Here is an 18,137-nt window from a genome sequence, read left to right on the forward strand (position 1 = left end):
TTTCTAAATTTTTAAACCATTCATTGAAAGGTTTTTCGGGTTGGTCAAAAACAAATTGAATGCTTTCAAAATCATTTGTTTGTTAACCGTGCAACGTTCAATGTGAGCCTTCCAATAGGAAATTAAATCGATCATTGAATGTATTTTTTTGATATTCCGTGGTACTTTCCCAGTTCTAACAGATTTTTCGGCAGCTCTCAGAATCTTTCGGTCTTTATTTAGCTTATTTTTTCTGAATCTGCCATAAGCCCGGCTCAAACCATGTGCAAAACTTTTATCGAAAAATACTGCTGGATTAGCGTGGACATAGCTATCAGGCTTATTATCAAGTTCTTCACGTGTCATCACAACCAATTCTTTCAAATCCTCAAACATTTTTTCTAAAAACTCCAAGGTACAGTTCTTGTTTTTCACGTAAGGCTGAAACCAATGAATCCAGATGGTGTTAAGTATCAATTTTTGTTGAGTTTTACAGCTTTCTCGGTGACGTGGATATAAAATTGGCATCGCATATCTATATAATTCAACAGTTAATTCCACTGATTTGGCTCTAATTTCATCAGTTTCAGGCTTTTCCACAGCGTTATCCACATTTTTGGAGGTATCAACTGCACTTGTGATTTTTTCAGTGCTTGAAGGCTTACCGAAATATTTGCCCTTTATTTGCTCGCTACGGAACGATATATCATTTTCGACATCGCCCGCAGTTTGGGTATTATTTTGGGCTTGTTGCCCTTGCAAATAACGTTTTAGGAAAGGATTAATGTTAGCAGGTTGACTCTCTTCATTTGTTCCTGTTTCTTGTTCCTGAATAACTGTAAAGTTATCCGCTTTTCCACAGGGACTTATAGTAGTATTATGCTTTAGCATTGTTCCTTTAATAAAAGGTAGATTGCAATTTGCAACCAGAGGCAAAAGGGGCGATTGGTTTTGGTTTTCAAAATTTTGAGGTTTTTGCCACTTTTTTTCGGTTTCCGTTCCCCAATTTTCGATAATTTGACCCGTTAAAATCCAAGGATTTATCAAAATAGTATAATCTTGATAAAAGCCATGAAAAATTTTCCGCATTAATACACCACGACCTTCACCAAGGTCAACCTTACAAAGAAAGTTCATGGCTCTCCATGCAGTTGACTTCGCTTCTACACCTACACGCTCTATTAAATCAAGGTTGTTTAGGTATAAATTCGGTAGCATTTCAGGGTTTTTATCACCCCATCTTTTAAGTTCTAATGTATAGAACTTATTGTAAAATGCGTACAAAATCCTGTTCGCAACATTGTCACGTGTAAGCCTAATTTTGGCTTTTAAGTCCTCACGTGAGTCATTATACGTTTCCTTAAAAATCCTGTAACGCTCGTGCATTGGGCTGAGCGAAAAAGAATTTCCAGTTTTAAAACTTTTGTTATTGCCTGGCTTCCCATTCTGAGAAGAGATGGGCAATTGAACAATGTTTGGATTTTGTGATAACATTTTACAAAAATTAAGTTTTTCGGTCTTTCCTTGCTGTCAATCCAGTTGTTTCTATTTTTTGAGAGTCATTGACTAACTGAATAAAGAAGTTTTGACTCTGTAGCGGGAGCAAGAATCGAACTTGCTACCTTAAGGTTATGAGTCTCACGAGCTACCTCTGCCCTATCCTGCCTTAATATTGACTACTTCATCATACCCATCCTCAAAATCATCTTTTCTCTTGGGATAAGTAAAGTTATTTTCATCGGTAATAAGGACATCTAAAGGAGTAAACACATGAAAACATCCATTATTCCAAGGAATCAAATAACATTCGTCATTGGAATGACTTACAGGAAGTCCTTTATAGGTAAAATGCCAAGGCATACCATTTACAATATTACCGCCATTGTCTTTGCCAAATTGTACAAATTCTTCAAAGGTAATTGCCTCTATTACTACAGGTTTTCTGATGTATTTAGCCATTTTAAAATTAAGTTTAAAAGAGGGAGGCTTCTCACACCTCCCTTTTACTTGCACACATTTTACTCTACTTCATTTGTGATGGTTGAGAGAATCGAACTCCCATTAACTAACGACCTTCCAACATTAGCCTTTTCCAATTAAAAACCATCATCTAAATGACTGTATATTAATATGTAAAAGCTTCATAAAATCCCCTAGGCAAAACCTAGGGTTTTATAACTTACCTCTACACCTATTTAACTTAATTAACAAATTGTAATGAATTCTTTGGAAAAACACGTTGGTTTTTCGAATTGGCATCTTCAACTGGGATAAATCTACCATCTATTGGTAAAACTTTTATGGTTTGTCCTTTTAGGAAACCGTGGATTGGCAACGTAGTAGTTGCAATAATAACAGGATTCATCTTTGTGAGTTAAATTTGATGGTTGAGTAAATCATTAATACAAATCCAAAAAGAAAAAAGGCTATAGACAGCTTAAAAAATGCTATCAAAAAGCAAACTATTGAAAACAATCCTAAGAAGTATTTCATTTGATGATAAGTTTAGACTTTTTACAAGCTTTCAGGTTATGAAGTGGGCAAACCAAAACACCATCTTGCTCAATCATTTTTGTACCCAAATGCGGACAAATATTTTCTTTAACTTCTTTGCCTAGAAATTTGTCATACCACTTATAGTACTTCAAACCCTTTAAATGAGACCAAATGCTTGTTGCTTCTCGACTAGGTGGATTCACACCTGTGGTTAACCTAACACATTTCTTCTGCTTAACTAATAGCTCAACGATGCAATTCCAATCAATATCCAATTCATCAGCACATAGAATAACATTTGTTCTACCTTCATCATCAATCTGGTATTTTTCGGTTACTGATTTTGGCAGAAAAAATCTTCCATCAATATGATAATGCTCGCCAACAACACCCAGCTCAGGGTCAGCATGTCTTTTGCCTATTAATGGTATAATTGCACCATCCTTCATTTTCGCACATCTAATAGGGTAACTCTTACCTACAGTTAGTTGCGTAGTTTCATCAATTGGGGTTAAAACAGCTTTCATATTACAAAGCCATTGGGAGTTCTTCGCCGATTAATTGGAAAAACTCATAAGTTCCATTGAGCTTCCATTTTCCATTAACTTTTACAAAAAGTTTTTCCAAAACTGCTTCCTCCCTAGAATCAAAGTCAAATTTTGAATTACGTACAACGTTGATAAATCTAGTTTCGGCAGACTCAGGTAACAGCACCTTGAAAGCCTTTTCAACCCTTTTCCTATCAGACGGAGTAAGGTTTTGTATTTTTGTTTTTACGGGTATTTTTTCGTTTATATAACTCATATATAATTTTTTTAATGATGGTTATACTTATTTAATGACAAGTAAAATTCTTTAAAAAAAATATAGGGGTAAATGAAAATTATATTGTCATTAAACTATATTTACATGATTTTTAAACGAACTTTAATTAAATTATACTTCAAAGTAAAGTAAATTACTTTACTTTGTCAAGTAATTTACTTTAAAATAATTACACAAAATATGTCAAAATATCCTATTGGCTTGATAATCAAGGATTTAATAGCCGAAAAAAATCTATCTATTTCCATAATTGCAAACCAATTAGGAATTTCAAGGCAAGCTATCTACCAAAGTTTTAATCGAAAAACAATGGATAAGGAAGATATTGAAAAATGGGCTAAAGCATTAGAAACAACATCAGAAGTCATACTTTCAAAAATTGATGGCAAAAAAGAAGACAATGAAGAGAACAATTATTTGTTACAAATTCTTGAAAGAATTGAAAAACAAATGACGGAACAATCAGAACAATTAAGGCGAAAAGATGAACAAATTAGTCAGTTACTGCAAACAAATAATGCACTTGTTATGAATTCCTTAAAAAAGGATGAGCCTGCCCCAAATTCACCGAGTACCACTGGGAAAATAGTAGTTTTATTTCCTGAATTTGAGAAAAAAATATTGGCTAATTGTTAGTCAGCTTTTTTTTTGATTATTTTTTGGTGGCACTTGTGGCGGCAGGCAAGTTAGCTAATTGCTAACTAGGTGAAAAAGAAATATTTGGACGGCTAAAATGTAGAGCCTCACTCTCTACAAAGGTTAGCTTAACAGCTAACCTTTTTTGTTTTATACAGTTTTCTTAACATTAAACATTAAAACTATGTGGATAGAAGAAGACAATAAATTGAAAAAAGATTTTCTTTTCAAAGACTTTTCAGAGGCTTTTGCCTTTATGACTCGTGTGGCTTTCTTAGCTGAAAAACAAAATCACCACCCTTTCTGGACAAATGTTTATAACAAAGTAAGCATAGAACTCTATACGCATGATGCTGGAAATATCATTACTGAAAAAGATTACAAACTGGCAAAAGCAATAGATTTGTTAATTCTTTAATCTTTCTGTACTCCAAGTTCGCTTGATATAGCCTTAAATTCCCCAATACCAATCATTATGAAATTATACCTTGTTCCCACGCCCATCGGAAATTTGGATGATATTACTTACAGAGCTGTAAAGATTTTACAATCTGTTGATGCTGTATTAGCTGAGGATACCAGAAATTCAGGGATATTGCTAAAACATTTGAATATATCAAAACCTTTGTATGCACATCATGCACACAACGAGCATCATGGTACAAATGGCATCATCAAATTATTGAAAGAAGGAAAAGTATTGGCATTGGTTTCGGATGCTGGTACACCTGCTATTTCTGACCCTGGTTTTTTATTGGTACGTGAATGTTTGAAACAGGGTATTGAAGTAGAATGCTTACCAGGTGCTACTGCTTTTGTTCCTGCTTTGGTAAATTCTGGCTTACCTGCTGATCGTTTTATTTTTGAAGGTTTCCTTCCTCATAAAAAAGGCAGGCAAACAAGGCTTAAAAATTTGGTAGAAGAAGAAAGAACGATTATCCTTTATGAATCTCCACATCGTCTTTTAAAAACACTTGAACAATTAGCGGAATTCTTAGGAATAGAGCGCCAAGCTTGCGTTTCTCGTGAATTAACGAAAGTTTTTGAAGAAAATATTAGAGGTACATTATCTGAAATACTTTTGCACTACCAAAGCAACCCAAACACAATTAAAGGTGAAATTGTGATTGTTGTTGCTGGTAAAGCATAAAAATTTATTATTTTAGGGGGTTAATTCATCCCAAATCCAAACTAATCTATGAAATACCTCTCTTCATTTAAACATTTAATACTATTTTTTGCCTTCCTGATTTCTACAAACATCAGGACTGAAGCTCAAAATCTTTCTGCAAACAGCAAAGTAAGTTTAATTACTGTTGAACCAGGCAATGAACTAAACGATGCTTTCGGGCATACGCTTTTATGGATTTATGACCCTGAAAATCAAATAGATAAAGCTTACAATTTTGGTGTTTATGATTTTGAAACTGAAAATTTCTATTGGAAATTTGTCAAAGGTCAGCTTCCATACAAGATGTCTCATGCGCCTTTAATGGCTTACCAAGAGTATTATCAGCAGCAACATCGCAATATGACGGAGCAAGTACTTGATATTTCGGCTAGTCAAAAGCAAATTGTCTATAAGCATCTTGAAAGTACTTATAACGACCCTAGCAAAAGGGTTTATATGTATAAATTCTTTTACGATAATTGTGCAACAAGGGTAAGAGACGCCATGATGTTGGCTTGTACAGATAGTGTTCATTTACAGAATATCCCTGAAATGAATGATAGTACTTATCGCCAATGGATGAACAAATGTTTAATCCGAAAGCATCATTATTGGTCTGCTTTAGGAATGAATATTGCCTTAGGTGCACCTGCTGATGAAAGAATTTTACAATTCAAAGCCTGTTATTTACCTGAAAATTTACAAAAAAGTATGCGTGCCGCTAAAAGAATGACGCACCACGTTTTACGCTTTTTAGTTCGTTCAGAAAATACGCTTTATTCAACAACTCCAATCGACGAAGAACCTCTTTTTATACTGACCCCAAGATTTTGGCTATTACTAATATTTATCTTTACTGGCTATAAAACCTATTTCCACTGGAAAAGGCGGCAAAAAGGATATTCTTTTGATAAAATACTTTTTTCAATTGCTGGTCTAATTGGCTGGTTATTACTTTTCTTATGGTTCGGAACAGATCATGGCGTAACAAACTACAACAGAAATTTATTATGGGCTTTTCCATTACACCTTCCGTTGATGTGGTTTATGCAAGAACGTAACGGTAGTTACTGGTATGGCTACTACTATATGGTTGTAGGTTTATTACTTGCAATGGGATTATTTTATGCAGTTCAATATTCTTGGGATATTACTTTATTGGTTTTAATTCTTATCGTTAGAGCATTTTATCATGCTGGCTTTGAAAGAGAACATAGAATGACGCAAACTAAATTCCGTAAAATTATTAAAGGAAGACGTTTGGAAGTTATTCATAATGAGCATAATCTTGAGTAATCAATTATCAAAATTTCATAAAAAAGCCATTCTTCATTCGAAGAATGGCTTTTTTATGATTAGTAAAATTTACTTTACTGCCAATACTCCTGTTTTATAAATCTTTTCTAAAATTCCATCTCTGAAACTTCTGCCTACTGGTAAACTTTTTCCAGAAACAATTAAATCGCCTGCTTCAATAGAAGTTACTTTGGCTATCGACACAATAAATGATTTATGAATTCTTGCAAATTGTTCTGCTGGTAAAATATCACCAATACCATTCATGGTTTGATAGGTAACAAAAGTACCTGCCAAAGTGTGAATTCGGATATAATCTTTTAAACTTTCGATGAATAAAATATCTGAAAAATTAATCTTTACAATTCGTTTATCAACTTTAATAAACATTGCTTCTGGGCGTTCGTTTGCATTTAATAGAACAGAAGTACTAGTAGTTATTTGTTGATTTGCTTCGTTTTCTTTCGGTACAACTTTATTTACTGCCTTTACAAAACGTTGAAAAGGAATAGGTTTCAATAAGTAATCTACCACACTCAGTTCAAAACTTTCAACTGCGTAATCTCGATAAGCCGTTGTGATAATTACTTTTGGTGGATTTTGAAGACTTTTCAACAATTCCATTCCATCTAAAGTTGGCATTTCAATGTCCAGAAAAAGTAAATCTATATCCCCTTTTTTCAGGTAATTAAAAGCTTGAATACCGTTTTCACAACGCCCAACTAATTCAAGGCTGTCGATTCTTTCGATAAAAGTTTCTAATACATCTAATGCCAACGGCTCATCATCTACTATAAGGGTTTTCAATTTCATGTGCCTATTTTAAAGGAATAAATAATGAAATAACGTATTGTTTTTCAGTAGGTTCTATATTCAATTCGTAATTGTTGCCATAAAGTAAGGCTAATCTTCGCTGAACATTTTTAAGCCCTAAACCTTTATGTTTTTTTCGATTTGAACTATTATCAAATCTAGGATTTACAACCACAAAAAGTAATTTTCCGTTTAAGATTTTAAGGCTAATTTGCAAATCTAAAACACCTGTTTCATGCGAAGTGCCATGCTTGAAGGCATTTTCAATAAATGGTAATAAAAGAAGTGGCGCAAGTTTGCGTTGTTCGATACTTCCTTCAATTTGAAAATCTAAATTTAAACGTTTCCCGAATCTCAGGCTTTCTAAATCTAAATAATTTTGAATATGTTCTATTTCTTTTTTCAATGTCGTTTCATGGCTATCCGATTCATACAACATGTAACTCATTAATCCTGAAAGCTTTACCACTACTTCTGGTGCTAAATCCGATTTTTTGATGGTTAACGAATATAAATTATTTAAGGTATTAAAAAAGAAATGTGGCTGAATCTGAGACTTCAAAAACTCTAATTCGTTTTTTACACTTTGTCCTTCTAATTCTTTAATTTTTTCTTGATTATCAATCCAGTCTTTCGTTAGTTTCAATCCGCTGGTTACTCCTAAAACCGAAAAAGTATCAAACATTCTTTTTGCTGTAGGTTTTGGGTCGAATAAAACGTTAGGATGATAACCTACTGGACAATAATTGATTAAAATCAAGTGATTAATCAGCGTTTGAATAACAGCCACCGACAACAAAGTAGATAAAACCAAAAACACAAAATATTGAAAATATTTACCTGTAAGTAAAAAGTGTGGAATCAAATAGTAAATATTTCCATAGACAAGAATAACGTAAAACGGGAATTTTACCGAATATTCAAAAACTGCCTGCGTGTAATTATTAAGCAAAAAACCAAAGTACAAAATATTGTACATACTCAGTACAAGCCAAAAAAGGGAATGATAAGCCCAACGCTGACTAAGTACTCCTTTGGCTGGGAGATCCGTAAAAAAGGGCGTTCTATGTGGAAACGAAGCAGTTGATTGCACGATTAATAGCTTTTATATTGAGAAGACTGTATATCAAATTTATACAAAAAATTAGTAAAAATATATTCTTTTCGATGAACAGTAAAACAAAATAAATTTTACTCATTTTACATCATTTACGTTATTGGTCGAAACTATATTGTTTTTTGGCGAATTTATCTAAATCCATATACAAATTATACGTTATTTGCGAACTGTAATCTTTTGAATTACAATTCATCAACATAAAATTATACCGAGTAAATTTCAAAAGCTCCGAAGTAAACGTAAAACTTGTGTTTATTACGGAGCTTTTTTTTAATAATCTTCTCAAAAGGTCTTTTTAAAATAAGAAAAATAATAATTAATTTGGTTAAGGGGTCTAGGGACGTAGCTTTGCTGTGTCCCTAATTTTTGTCACCTCAAACCGCTTTGAAGTAAAAACAACCTCTTTATTAACACTATTAATTATGCGATATTTTTACGCTTTGGGTTTACTTTTTTGTTTTAGCAACCTCATTCAAGCACAAGAAATTTTCTTGCCAGATTCTATCAAAAAACAAACACAAGCTGTTCGTATTGACCATTCTATCAAAATTGACGGAAAATTAGAAGAATCTGCGTGGAGTACAGCAAATCCAATTACCAATTTTGTACAAGTTGAGCCTTTTCAAAAACAAAAGGCTTCACAAAAATCTGTGTTCAAATTATTATATAATAAAGATTACTTGTACATCGCCGCCGTTTTGCATGAACCCTTGGGCAAAAAAGCATTGCGTGTGACGAATCTTCAACGGGATTTTGAATATGGTAGAAGTGACCAAATCGGTATTTCAATTGATGGATTTAACGACGAACGAAATGCCATGATTTTCATGACCAATCCTTATGGCTCACAAAGAGATTTATTGGCTTTCGACGACCAAGTTTTTGATGAAGATTGGGATGGACTTTGGCGTGTGCGTACTTCCAGAACAGACACCGCTTGGATAGCGGAGTTTTCAATTCCTTGGCAAACATTGAGATACCAACGAAGTTCCGATTTTAATACTTGGGGCATTAATTTTTTTAGAATGCGAAGAATGACCAACGAACAAACGATTTGGTCGGCTTTACCACGTTCATTTACGCCTGCTAGAATGCAATATGCTGGAAAATTGTCCAATATTTCACCGCCACCACCAAAAGCAAATATTAGATTTCAGCCATATTTGTTAATTTCCGAAGATAGATACGACGGCTCTGAGTTTTATGACCAAAAGAATGGTTCTAAAGTAAAAATGGGTGGCGAAATAAAATGGGCAATTACCCCAAATACTGTTCTTGATTTAACATATAATACAGATTTTGCCCAAGCCGATGCCGACAGACAAGTCAATAATCTTTCAAGATTATCGGTTTTCTTTCCTGAACGACGTCAATTTTTCTTGGAAAATGCCTCTCTTTTTGCAGCAGGATTGAGTCCAATTGAAGAATATTTTGGTGGTCAGCAACGTATTCAGCCATTTTTTAGCAGAAGAATCGGCTTAGATGCTGAGGGCAATCCTGTGCCAATTGTTTTGGGAGCAAGAATCGTAAACCGTTCTACCAAAAGCAATACTGGTTTTATGTATGTTCGCCAAAAAGGCAATGAAATTAATAGTGCTACGGATTTCTTGGTTGGTCGTTACTCTCAAAATATTGGAAAACAAAACCGAATAGGTGGAATTGCTACTTTGAAAAACGATAGCGACCATGCCAATATCACCGCTTCGGCAGATGGTTTTTTCCGTATCAACGAAAGTACAAGTATCAATACGATGGCAATGACGTCTAAATCTACCAATGAAAATTCGACAGGTTTGGCGGCACATTATCAGTTATCACACAGAGGAATTGATTGGATGTACTGGCTGACACAAAACGTTAATAACAAAGCTTTTAATCCTGAAATGGGCTTTGTGTCTCGTCCAGATGTAATTGAAAATTCAGCGGGTTTTTATTGGCTGAATCGTGGAAAATGGCTTCCAAAATTTGTAAGAGCCTTTGAGCCAGGTGGTTATTATCTAAATTATTATTCTACAACCACAGGAAAACTCATTGAACAACAATGGAATACCAATCCAATTTGGTTTACCCTACAAAATGGCGGCGGTTTTGGCGTATTGACAAATCACTTCTATCAATTGATTGATTATGCCGATGGTAGCGATACTCTATCGTTTTTTAATGTACCTATCCAAGGTGGAAAATTCAAATACGACCGCTTCATGATTGTTGGCGAAACCGACGCTTCAAAGAAAGTTTCACTTTCGATGAACGTTGACTTTGGGAAATATTATAATGGCTCTTTAACTACTTTTTCAAGTACATTTAGGTTTGCTCCTATTCCGCATATTTCAATGGAAGCACGTTTTACCAATAATAGTTATAGCAATTTAGGCGTCGATAAAGCCGCTGGTAATAATCAATTATATACCATTTCTGGAAGATTCGCACTGAATCCAAGAGTACAATTAATTGGCTTTTATCAGCATAATTCTATCAGTGACTTTGATGTTTGGAATGTGCGTTTTTCTTGGGAATACCAACCTTTGTCGTTTTTGTACTTGGTGTTTAATCAGCGAGGTTTTAATGATTTCCAAACGCAACTTTCAAATGATGGTTTAACCAGAATCAGAACGAATCAACTGGCTCGTCAACATGAATTACATTTAATTGCCAAACTTTCGTATTTAAAACAATTTTAGTTTTTACTGGTTTTGGCAATATGAACAGAGATAAAGATTTACAACAATTAAGACCAATTATTCATTTTGAAATACAAGCTGAAAGCGAAGTAGAGCGATTTCAAAATATAGTTTTAAGACCGATTCTGAAATTACAAAATGATTTGTTGATTCAAGTTTTTATTCAATATTGTCATCAACGAAAAGGGTTATTTTTCAAGCTTTCTGACAAAGATAAATCACTTTACATCGACCAGTCTATCAGAAAAGACATGAAATTTAAGCATTATTTAGAAGGAATTATCGCAGGACATTTCACCCTTGAAGAGTATCAACTTTTCTTACAAAACGAAGAAGAATTGACCAAAAGAATGATTCATTTATTGATTCAAAGATTACAAAGTCAACTTCTTTTATTAACTAAGTAAATACCGAACAGTACTATCATTCCGCCAATGAGCTGTTCGGTTCTTAGTACTTCTTTCAATAGAAAAAAAGAAATTACCGCTGTAAGTACTGGTTGAATTAATAATGTTGGCGAAACAATAGCTGCAGGAATAAAACCCAAAGCATAATTAATACAAAGCCAACCAGCCAAATGGCAAATGATACCTGAACCAACAAAGGCAATCCACGTTTTTTGATTGAAGTGAATCATTTCTAAATCTTGTTGCCAACAAGTCAGCAAAGAAAAAAACAAACAAGCCAATAAAGACCAAGCCATAAAATTAACGGTATCTACTTTTCCTCTGATTCGTTGCGTTATCAGCATATAGCCCGCATAAAAAACAGCAGCACTTATCGCCATTAAATGACCAAAACCTACGCCTGAATTTTGTAAAATATCTTTTCCTGCAACCAGAAAAACACCCAACATTGCTACAGTAAGTCCAATCCAATAGATTTTGGGTAGTTTCTTTTTGAAGAAAATCAATGTTCCTAAACCCACAAAAACTGAAGCATTATTGGCTAACAATGTAGAAACCGAAGCAGAAGTACGAAGAATAGAAAGATTCCAGAGGCTCATATCAGCTACAAACAAAAAACCTGCAACGATAATGAGTAATAATGTTTTGCCATCAGGCATTTTAATGCCTTTAAAAAACCAAATAGGTAATAAACCCAAAAAACAAAAAAAGTAACGATAAAAACCAGAAGTGAGGGCTGGTGCATCCGCCATTTTCACAAAAATTGCTGACCAAGCAATGCAAAAAACACCCAATAATAAATATAGATAGGCTTTAAGCGGAATTTCGGAATCTTGAGTTTTCAAAATATTGTTGATAACGTATGAAGAATATTTCAAAATTACCGAAATTGTTCATTATTTACTTAGAAGTAACGATTCTTAATCAACTAACAATAGAAAACTAGGCGTTTTAACCCAAAAAAACACTCCATAAAATACTAATGACAGAAAAACAACTCTTTGAAATCCTTAAACAAAAAGAATCTACCACGCTAGAATATAAAAGTAGAATTGATAGTCCTTATAAAATTGCACGTACTTTGGCTGCTTTTGCCAATACTTCTGGCGGGCAATTAATTGTTGGAGTAAACGATGATAAATCGATAAAAGGTTGTTCTGAAATAGAAGAAATGACCAAAATTATTCACGCAGCGAACGAGTTAGTCGTTCCTCCTATTGATATTATCTATTCTTCAGTAAAGGTTGAAGGCAAACACAATGTTTTGATTATCAACATTAAAGAAGCAGAAAACAAACCTTACGAGACTTTAGACGAGCAGCAAAATCGTACCGTCTATGTAAGAGCAAATGACGAAACGACGCCTGTAACCAAAGAAATGTCGCAAGTGATGGTTAAGGCAGAAAAGGACATCGACAAGCAAATATTGGAACAACCCAATGTGAAATACTTGATTACTTATCTGAAAAAAAATACTAAAATTACGGCAAAAGAGTATGCCAAATTGGTGAATATTTCTGCTTATAGAGCGACCAAATTATTAGAAGCACTTACTTATGCAAGTATTTTGTTGATGCTGTCGAGACAAAAACCAACACAATTTGTACTTCGAAAATGGTGATTGGCTATGGCTGTCGGATTTCGGATTTCAGCTTTCGGATGTCGGACATCATATTATTTAAAATACTATGAAATTGGAAACTGATAACAGATATTTAAAAGCCAAAAACTGAAAGCTGATGTCTGAAAGCCGAATGCTGAAATCCAACATCCGAAATCACAAATCCTAAATCTAATGCACCACCAATTCAGTACCAATAATAATTTCTTCTGGAATTAGCTTTTTGTCTTGCTTTGCTTCAATGATTTTTAATAACAAAAGAGCGGCTTGTTCGCCCATTTTATAGGCAAATTGTTCTACCGAAGCCATCGGCGGATTATCCAAATAAGCCGTAATTGGCAAATTGGCAAAGCTTACAAAATGAATATCAGTATTGGGAATAATTCCTTTTTGTCGGCAACTTTGCATCGCAAATAATGCTACATAATCATTGAAACAGAGTACAGCTTGCGGTTGTTCTGGCAAAGTCATTAACTCCTCCATTTTCTTAAAAGTATCTTCTTTAGTTAAATCTGTTGATTTGATATATTGTTGAAAAATGGGTAAACTCAACGATTTTAAGGCTTTCCAATAACCTTCCAAACGTTCGTTAGAAATCTCTAAATTAGATGGTCCGTTCAAAATAGCGATTTTTGTAATTCCTTTTTTGGCTAGAAAAGAAGTCGCTTCAAAAGCAGCTTCTACAATATTCCCTCTTACTTTATTGACGGCTACATCTTTGGGAACTCTATCAAAAAATACCAGCGGAATTCCATAGTTTTCTAATTCTTTAAAAGAGTAATATTGTGTAGTTTCAGCAGAAATAGAGGCAATTACTCCATCTACACGACTACTGATAAAAGATTTAATCGCTCTATTTTCTCGCTCTAATTTATCTCTCGACTGACTGATGACAACATTGTAACCTTTTGCACTAATCACGTCTTCGATACCCGTAATTGCCTGAGAAAAAAACTCTTCTTGTAGATGTGGAAAAACCACGCCAACCGTATAAGTTTTGTTTTTTCTTAATAAAATCGCTGCGGGATTCGGTACATAATTCAATCTTTTGGCTACTTCAAAAACCTGTTCTTTAGTTTTAAGACCAATCCGAGGATGATTCTGCAAAGCCCTCGACACCGTAGAAATAGCGATTCCCAATTCTTGAGCAATATCTTTTATCGTTACCTGACTTTTCTGCATCATCTAAACCGTTGAATTTGTAAAATTAAGGATATTTTGGAAGTTTGTGCAAAATTTGCGCAAATGTTTGTATTCATGTTTCAAGCCTATTTTTTGGTAATTTTCTGGTAAAATTCATCATCAAGACAAGAAAGATTGAATGAAAATTTCTAAAAAATATCGTCCTTTGAATTCTAATTTAATCTTACGCTCATAAATGTATCCAGAAAATATCATTGCCAAATTTCAAGAACAATTTTCAAAAGAAGCTTCTTTAGTCGTTCGTGCTCCAGGACGAATCAACCTTATCGGCGAACATACCGATTATAACGATGGTTTCGTATTGCCTGCCGCCATCGACAAAGCGATTTACTTTGCCATTTCTCCCCGTGAAGATGAAAATTGTAATATTTATGCTTACGATTTAGAAAGTAGCGATACTTTCAGCATTTCAACGATTCAAAAATCTGATAAAAGTTGGGCGAACTATTTGATTGGCGTTGTGGATGAACTACAAAAAGCGGGACAAAAAGTAAAAGGTTTTGACTTAGTTTTCGGAGGTGATATTCCTTTAGGTGCTGGCGTTTCTTCTTCGGCTGCCGTAGAAACTGGTTTAGCTTTTGCCCTAAACCAACTTTATGATTTAGGTTTGGAAACGATGCAAATGGTGAAAATTGGGAAAGCTGCTGAAAATAATTTCGTTGGTGTAAACTGTGGCATTATGGACCAGTTTGCTTCAATGTTCGGCAAAAAAGACGCTGTAATTCGCTTGGATTGTAGAAGTTTAGAATATCAACATTTTCCTTTGTCTTTGCCAAATCATACTATAATTCTTTGTAATTCTGGCGTAAAACATTCTTTGGGCGATTCTGAATACAATACTCGTAGATTGGAATGTGAAGAAGGTTTGAGAATCTTGGGCGAAATTTATCCTAATGTAAAAAGCTTTAGAGATTTAACTTTAACGATGGTGGAAGAAGCCAAAGCGAGCCTTTTAGAAAATGTTTATAAGCGTTGTGTGTATGTGGTGGGCGAAATCGACAGAGTAATTGTAGCTTGCGAAGCACTTGAACAAAATGATTTGGCAACTTTCGGTAAAAAAATGTACGAAACCCATGATGGACTGCAACATAATTATGCCGTTTCTTGTGAAGAATTAGACTTTTTGGTCGACCAAACACGTGAAGATGATGCTGTAGTTGGTTCAAGAATGATGGGCGGAGGTTTTGGTGGTTGTTCAATCAACATTGTTGAAAAAAGTAAAGCTGAGGCTTTCCTGAACAGAATCAAAAAAGCATATCAAGCAAAATATCAAAAAGACTTAGTTACTTATACAGTAGCATTAACGAACGGAACGGAAATTATTTAATTGGTTGTAGCAATGAGCTTTGAGTTATGAGTTATGAGTTATGAGTTATGAGATTTTCAAAACACTTCTGTAAAATCTCATAGCTCATAGCTTACAGCTTACAGCCTACAGCTTACAGCTTACAGCCTACATCAAAAACAATGAATCCAATTTTTGAAGAACATCCTCATAGAAGATATAATCCGCTGACAGACAGCTGGGTATTAGTTTCGCCACATCGTGCAAAACGTCCGTGGCAAGGACAAGTAGAAAAAGTAGCTGGCGACGACCGCCCTGCTTATGATGAAACTTGTTATTTATGTCCGACCAACACTCGCATGAATGGCGAAATAAATCCAGATTACCAAGACGTTTATATTTTCAATAACGATTTTGCTGCCTTGTTGGAAGATACTCCTCCGCACAGTTTTGAAGAAGACGAACTTTTCAAGGCAGAAACAGAAAGAGGTTTGGGTAGAGTAATCTGTTTTTCTCCTCGCCATGATTTGACCGTTCCAGAAATGGAAGAATCTGCCATTAGAAAAGTAGTGGACGCTTGGGTTGATGAGTATTTGACGCTTGGCGGAAAAGACTTTATCAATTACGTTCAGATTTTCGAGAACAAAGGTTTTGTAATGGGTTGCTCGAATCCGCATCCACACGGGCAAATTTGGGCTTCATCCTCAATCCCAGACGAACCGATGAAGAAGCAAATTGCACAATTGAAGTATTGGCAGAAAAATCAACGCTCTTTATTGGCTGATTATATCGAAAAAGAATTAAGCAAACAAGAAAGAGTATTGTTCGAAAATGAGCATTTTGTAGCCTTAGTACCTTATTGGGCAGTTTGGCCTTTTGAAACGATGATTGTTCCGAAGCGAAAAATGGCAAGAATTTCGGACATGACTGATGCAGAAAAAGACGCTTTTGCGAATGCTTATAAAAGATTGACTGTGCGTTATGATAATCTTTTTGAAACCTCTTTCCCCTACTCTGCTGGTGTTCATCAAGCTCCAACAGACGGCGAAGCACATGACGAATGGCATTGGCATTTTGTATTTTATCCGCCATTGTTGCGTTCGGCGACTGTCAAGAAATTTATGGTAGGTTACGAAATGTTAGCCAATCCACAAAGAGACATCACGGCAGAAAAAAGTGCAGCAGTATTGAGAGCATTATCAGAAGTACATTATAAAACCAAGTAAAATAGAAAGCTGTTCCGAATGAAGATTTAGAACAGCTTTTTTGTTTGTTAAATAATTCACGATTTGCAAATTGCAAATCATGAATTATTGTATCTTTGTTTTTGAAAATATATAATGAATTCGTATGAAAAAACATAATGGAATGCGTCCACAAGATATAGTTATTATATTGGACTTAATATCTATGAAATTGTCTGATAATGAAGACAATAAAGCATCTGAGTTACAAAATAATGGCTCATATCAAAATAAAAATATTGCATATAGTCTAAAAATGAGCGAAGCAGAGGTTTCTGAATCTTTACGAAGGTCAGAGTTTGCAGGACTAATTGCTGATATTAAAACTAAGAAAGTTAATCAAAAAGCATTCTTGGCATTTCTATTAAATGGTTTAAAATATGTTTTTCCTACACATCCAGGAGCATTGGTTAGAGGTGTACCTACTGCACATTCTGCATTACCTCTATCCAAAAGTATCATCTCCAATGAATTATACGTCTGGGAAAATCCATCAGGTGAAGTAAGAGGTCAGTCTATTATCCCATTATATCATACAGTTCCAAATGTTGTAGAAAATAACAAAAAGCTTTATGAACTCTTAGCCTTAGTTGATGCCATCAGAACAGGTACTGCCAGAATCGTAAATATTGCTTCTCAGGAATTAGAAAAACGAATTTTATCGGTATGAAAAATAGTTATCACAACATTGTAAGAATAAAAGTATTAGCTGAGGCATTTAGCCATTTGACAAATAAAATCGTCTTTGTAGGAGGTGCTGTTGTTGAACTTTATTGTGACGACCCTGCCAGAGCAGAAGTACGACCTACCAATGATGTTGATGTTGTGGTGGAACTTCATAACAAAGGCTCTTATGTCATTTTAGAAGAAAAGCTACGAACGATGGGTTTCCAAAACGATGTATTTTCTGGGGTTATTTGTCGCTATATTTATCATGATATAGTTGTTGATATTATGCCTGATGATGATAATATTTTAGGGTTCACAAATATTTGGTACAAAGAAGGATTACAAAACAGTTTAACTTATCATTTGGATGATGAGCTAAATATTCAAATTTTTCCTCTTGACTTATTTCTTGCTTCAAAATTTGAAGCATTAATATCAAACAGACATGGAGATGATTATCGCCTAAATAGTGATTTTGAAGATATTGTATATATTTTCGATAATCGTTTAAAGATTAAGGAAGAAATCATAAACTTAGAAAATGAAGTAAAAAAGTATCTACAAGTATCAATTGAAAACACTTTTGAAACGTCCTTACATAGAAGAAGAAATATCTTCAAATTTGGAATCATCAAGTTCTACAACCAGAACAAGTAGAATATTATCCATTTGGCAATCAATAATTCGCTGA

General features: G+C 34.3%; 20 protein-coding genes and 1 tRNA gene. 11 read left to right on the forward strand and 10 right to left on the reverse strand.

Annotated features, from left to right (window positions below; all coding sequences use genetic code 11):
- Positions 1-3: 3 nt before the first annotated feature.
- The 6 genes from VB776_RS07010 to VB776_RS07035 all read right to left on the reverse strand — a co-directional run bounded on the left by VB776_RS07010 (position 4) and on the right by VB776_RS07035 (position 3,279).
- A complete protein-coding gene (locus VB776_RS07010) occupies positions 4-1,473 on the reverse strand; it encodes a hypothetical protein (RefSeq protein WP_323327417.1) in 1,470 nt (489 codons plus the stop codon).
- A 100-nt stretch (positions 1,474-1,573) separates the two neighbouring features.
- Positions 1,574-1,645 (reverse strand) — tRNA-Met (locus tag VB776_RS07015).
- The gene (locus tag VB776_RS07020) at positions 1,636-1,938 is read right to left on the reverse strand and encodes a hypothetical protein (RefSeq protein WP_323327419.1); all 303 of its coding nucleotides are present in this window, start codon (positions 1,936-1,938) and stop codon (positions 1,636-1,638) included. The genes VB776_RS07015 and VB776_RS07020 overlap by 10 nt, the downstream gene beginning before the upstream one ends.
- 241 nt (positions 1,939-2,179) lie before the next feature.
- Positions 2,180-2,344, reverse strand: coding sequence for a hypothetical protein (locus VB776_RS07025; RefSeq protein ID WP_323327421.1), 165 nt, complete (start codon positions 2,342-2,344; stop codon positions 2,180-2,182).
- Between the two features lie 124 nt (positions 2,345-2,468).
- A complete protein-coding gene (locus VB776_RS07030) occupies positions 2,469-3,002 on the reverse strand; it encodes a hypothetical protein (protein WP_323327423.1) in 534 nt (177 codons plus the stop codon).
- Between the two features lies 1 nt (position 3,003).
- Positions 3,004-3,279 carry a hypothetical protein gene (locus tag VB776_RS07035; RefSeq protein ID WP_323255446.1) on the reverse strand — a complete coding sequence of 92 codons (276 nt, stop codon included), beginning with the start codon at positions 3,277-3,279 and terminating at the stop codon, positions 3,004-3,006.
- Positions 3,280-3,480: 201 nt separating this feature from the next.
- On the opposite strand from VB776_RS07035, the gene VB776_RS07040 reads away from it, so the two are divergent.
- From VB776_RS07040 to VB776_RS07055, 4 genes are all read left to right on the forward strand, one after another.
- The gene (locus tag VB776_RS07040; protein ID WP_323255444.1) at positions 3,481-3,936 is read left to right on the forward strand and encodes a helix-turn-helix domain-containing protein; all 456 of its coding nucleotides are present in this window, start codon (positions 3,481-3,483) and stop codon (positions 3,934-3,936) included.
- Positions 3,937-4,120: 184 nt separating this feature from the next.
- Entirely contained in the window at positions 4,121-4,354 is a 234-nt protein-coding gene (locus VB776_RS07045; protein ID WP_323327425.1) for a 4a-hydroxytetrahydrobiopterin dehydratase, read from the forward strand.
- A 57-nt stretch (positions 4,355-4,411) separates the two neighbouring features.
- A complete protein-coding gene (gene rsmI / locus VB776_RS07050; RefSeq protein ID WP_323327427.1) occupies positions 4,412-5,086 on the forward strand; it encodes a 16S rRNA (cytidine(1402)-2'-O)-methyltransferase in 675 nt (224 codons plus the stop codon).
- Between the two features lie 48 nt (positions 5,087-5,134).
- Positions 5,135-6,403 (forward strand): lipoprotein N-acyltransferase Lnb domain-containing protein, encoded by a 1,269-nt coding sequence (locus VB776_RS07055; RefSeq protein ID WP_323327429.1) that lies wholly within the window; start codon positions 5,135-5,137, stop codon positions 6,401-6,403.
- A gap of 69 nt (positions 6,404-6,472) precedes the next feature.
- On the opposite strand, the gene VB776_RS07060 is transcribed toward VB776_RS07055, so the two are convergent.
- Positions 6,473-7,216: a LytR/AlgR family response regulator transcription factor gene (locus VB776_RS07060; protein WP_323327432.1), complete on the reverse strand. Its 744-nt coding sequence runs from the start codon at positions 7,214-7,216 to the stop codon at positions 6,473-6,475.
- Between the two features lie 4 nt (positions 7,217-7,220).
- Complete coding sequence (locus VB776_RS07065) at positions 7,221-8,309, reverse strand: sensor histidine kinase (RefSeq protein WP_323327434.1); 1,089 nt, start codon at positions 8,307-8,309, stop codon at positions 7,221-7,223.
- A gap of 449 nt (positions 8,310-8,758) precedes the next feature.
- On the opposite strand from VB776_RS07065, the gene VB776_RS07070 reads away from it, so the two are divergent.
- Positions 8,759-11,017, forward strand: coding sequence for a DUF5916 domain-containing protein (locus VB776_RS07070; protein ID WP_323327436.1), 2,259 nt, complete (start codon positions 8,759-8,761; stop codon positions 11,015-11,017).
- 20 nt (positions 11,018-11,037) lie between these two features.
- Entirely contained in the window at positions 11,038-11,424 is a 387-nt protein-coding gene (locus VB776_RS07075; RefSeq protein ID WP_323327438.1) for a glyoxalase, read from the forward strand.
- On the opposite strand, the gene VB776_RS07080 is transcribed toward VB776_RS07075, so the two are convergent.
- Positions 11,400-12,269, reverse strand: a complete 870-nt coding sequence (locus tag VB776_RS07080) for a DMT family transporter (protein WP_323327440.1) — start codon at positions 12,267-12,269, stop codon at positions 11,400-11,402. The two genes, VB776_RS07075 and VB776_RS07080, sit on opposite strands and share 25 nt — an antisense overlap.
- A gap of 137 nt (positions 12,270-12,406) precedes the next feature.
- Here VB776_RS07080 and VB776_RS07085 point away from each other — a divergent pair, with 137 nt between their 5' ends.
- Positions 12,407-13,045, forward strand: coding sequence for an AlbA family DNA-binding domain-containing protein (locus VB776_RS07085; RefSeq protein WP_323327442.1), 639 nt, complete (start codon positions 12,407-12,409; stop codon positions 13,043-13,045).
- A gap of 171 nt (positions 13,046-13,216) precedes the next feature.
- On the opposite strand, the gene VB776_RS07090 is transcribed toward VB776_RS07085, so the two are convergent.
- Positions 13,217-14,230 carry a LacI family DNA-binding transcriptional regulator gene (locus VB776_RS07090; protein WP_323327444.1) on the reverse strand — a complete coding sequence of 338 codons (1,014 nt, stop codon included), beginning with the start codon at positions 14,228-14,230 and terminating at the stop codon, positions 13,217-13,219.
- Between the two features lie 193 nt (positions 14,231-14,423).
- On the opposite strand from VB776_RS07090, the gene VB776_RS07095 reads away from it, so the two are divergent.
- The 4 genes from VB776_RS07095 to VB776_RS07110 all read left to right on the forward strand — a co-directional run bounded on the left by VB776_RS07095 (position 14,424) and on the right by VB776_RS07110 (position 18,103).
- Positions 14,424-15,575, forward strand: coding sequence for a galactokinase (locus VB776_RS07095; protein WP_323327446.1), 1,152 nt, complete (start codon positions 14,424-14,426; stop codon positions 15,573-15,575).
- A gap of 140 nt (positions 15,576-15,715) precedes the next feature.
- Positions 15,716-16,759 carry a UDP-glucose--hexose-1-phosphate uridylyltransferase gene (locus VB776_RS07100; RefSeq protein ID WP_323327448.1) on the forward strand — a complete coding sequence of 348 codons (1,044 nt, stop codon included), beginning with the start codon at positions 15,716-15,718 and terminating at the stop codon, positions 16,757-16,759.
- A 184-nt stretch (positions 16,760-16,943) separates the two neighbouring features.
- The gene (locus VB776_RS07105; RefSeq protein ID WP_323327450.1) at positions 16,944-17,447 is read left to right on the forward strand and encodes a hypothetical protein; all 504 of its coding nucleotides are present in this window, start codon (positions 16,944-16,946) and stop codon (positions 17,445-17,447) included.
- Positions 17,444-18,103 (forward strand): hypothetical protein, encoded by a 660-nt coding sequence (locus VB776_RS07110; RefSeq protein WP_323327452.1) that lies wholly within the window; start codon positions 17,444-17,446, stop codon positions 18,101-18,103. Before VB776_RS07105 ends, VB776_RS07110 begins: the two co-directional genes overlap by 4 nt.
- The last annotated feature ends 34 nt before the right edge of the window (positions 18,104-18,137 follow it).

Source organism: Arcicella gelida, assembly GCF_034931025.1.
In the GTDB taxonomy this organism is placed as follows: Bacteria; Bacteroidota; Bacteroidia; order Cytophagales; family Spirosomataceae; genus Arcicella; species Arcicella gelida.

Coding starts and splice junctions, on each gene's coding strand:
- VB776_RS07010 (WP_323327417.1), bottom strand. CDS start 1,473: ATGTTATCACAAAATCCAAACATTGTTCAATTGCCCATCTCTTCTCAG.
- VB776_RS07020 (WP_323327419.1), bottom strand. CDS start 1,938: ATGGCTAAATACATCAGAAAACCTGTAGTAATAGAGGCAATTACCTTT.
- VB776_RS07025 (WP_323327421.1), bottom strand. CDS start 2,344: ATGAATCCTGTTATTATTGCAACTACTACGTTGCCAATCCACGGTTTC.
- VB776_RS07030 (WP_323327423.1), bottom strand. CDS start 3,002: ATGAAAGCTGTTTTAACCCCAATTGATGAAACTACGCAACTAACTGTA.
- VB776_RS07035 (WP_323255446.1), bottom strand. CDS start 3,279: ATGAGTTATATAAACGAAAAAATACCCGTAAAAACAAAAATACAAAAC.
- VB776_RS07040 (WP_323255444.1), top strand. CDS start 3,481: ATGTCAAAATATCCTATTGGCTTGATAATCAAGGATTTAATAGCCGAA.
- VB776_RS07045 (WP_323327425.1), top strand. CDS start 4,121: ATGTGGATAGAAGAAGACAATAAATTGAAAAAAGATTTTCTTTTCAAA.
- rsmI (WP_323327427.1), top strand. CDS start 4,412: ATGAAATTATACCTTGTTCCCACGCCCATCGGAAATTTGGATGATATT.
- VB776_RS07055 (WP_323327429.1), top strand. CDS start 5,135: ATGAAATACCTCTCTTCATTTAAACATTTAATACTATTTTTTGCCTTC.
- VB776_RS07060 (WP_323327432.1), bottom strand. CDS start 7,216: ATGAAATTGAAAACCCTTATAGTAGATGATGAGCCGTTGGCATTAGAT.
- VB776_RS07070 (WP_323327436.1), top strand. CDS start 8,759: ATGCGATATTTTTACGCTTTGGGTTTACTTTTTTGTTTTAGCAACCTC.
- VB776_RS07075 (WP_323327438.1), top strand. CDS start 11,038: ATGAACAGAGATAAAGATTTACAACAATTAAGACCAATTATTCATTTT.
- VB776_RS07085 (WP_323327442.1), top strand. CDS start 12,407: ATGACAGAAAAACAACTCTTTGAAATCCTTAAACAAAAAGAATCTACC.
- VB776_RS07090 (WP_323327444.1), bottom strand. CDS start 14,230: ATGATGCAGAAAAGTCAGGTAACGATAAAAGATATTGCTCAAGAATTG.
- VB776_RS07095 (WP_323327446.1), top strand. CDS start 14,424: ATGTATCCAGAAAATATCATTGCCAAATTTCAAGAACAATTTTCAAAA.
- VB776_RS07100 (WP_323327448.1), top strand. CDS start 15,716: ATGAATCCAATTTTTGAAGAACATCCTCATAGAAGATATAATCCGCTG.
- VB776_RS07105 (WP_323327450.1), top strand. CDS start 16,944: ATGAAATTGTCTGATAATGAAGACAATAAAGCATCTGAGTTACAAAAT.
- VB776_RS07110 (WP_323327452.1), top strand. CDS start 17,444: ATGAAAAATAGTTATCACAACATTGTAAGAATAAAAGTATTAGCTGAG.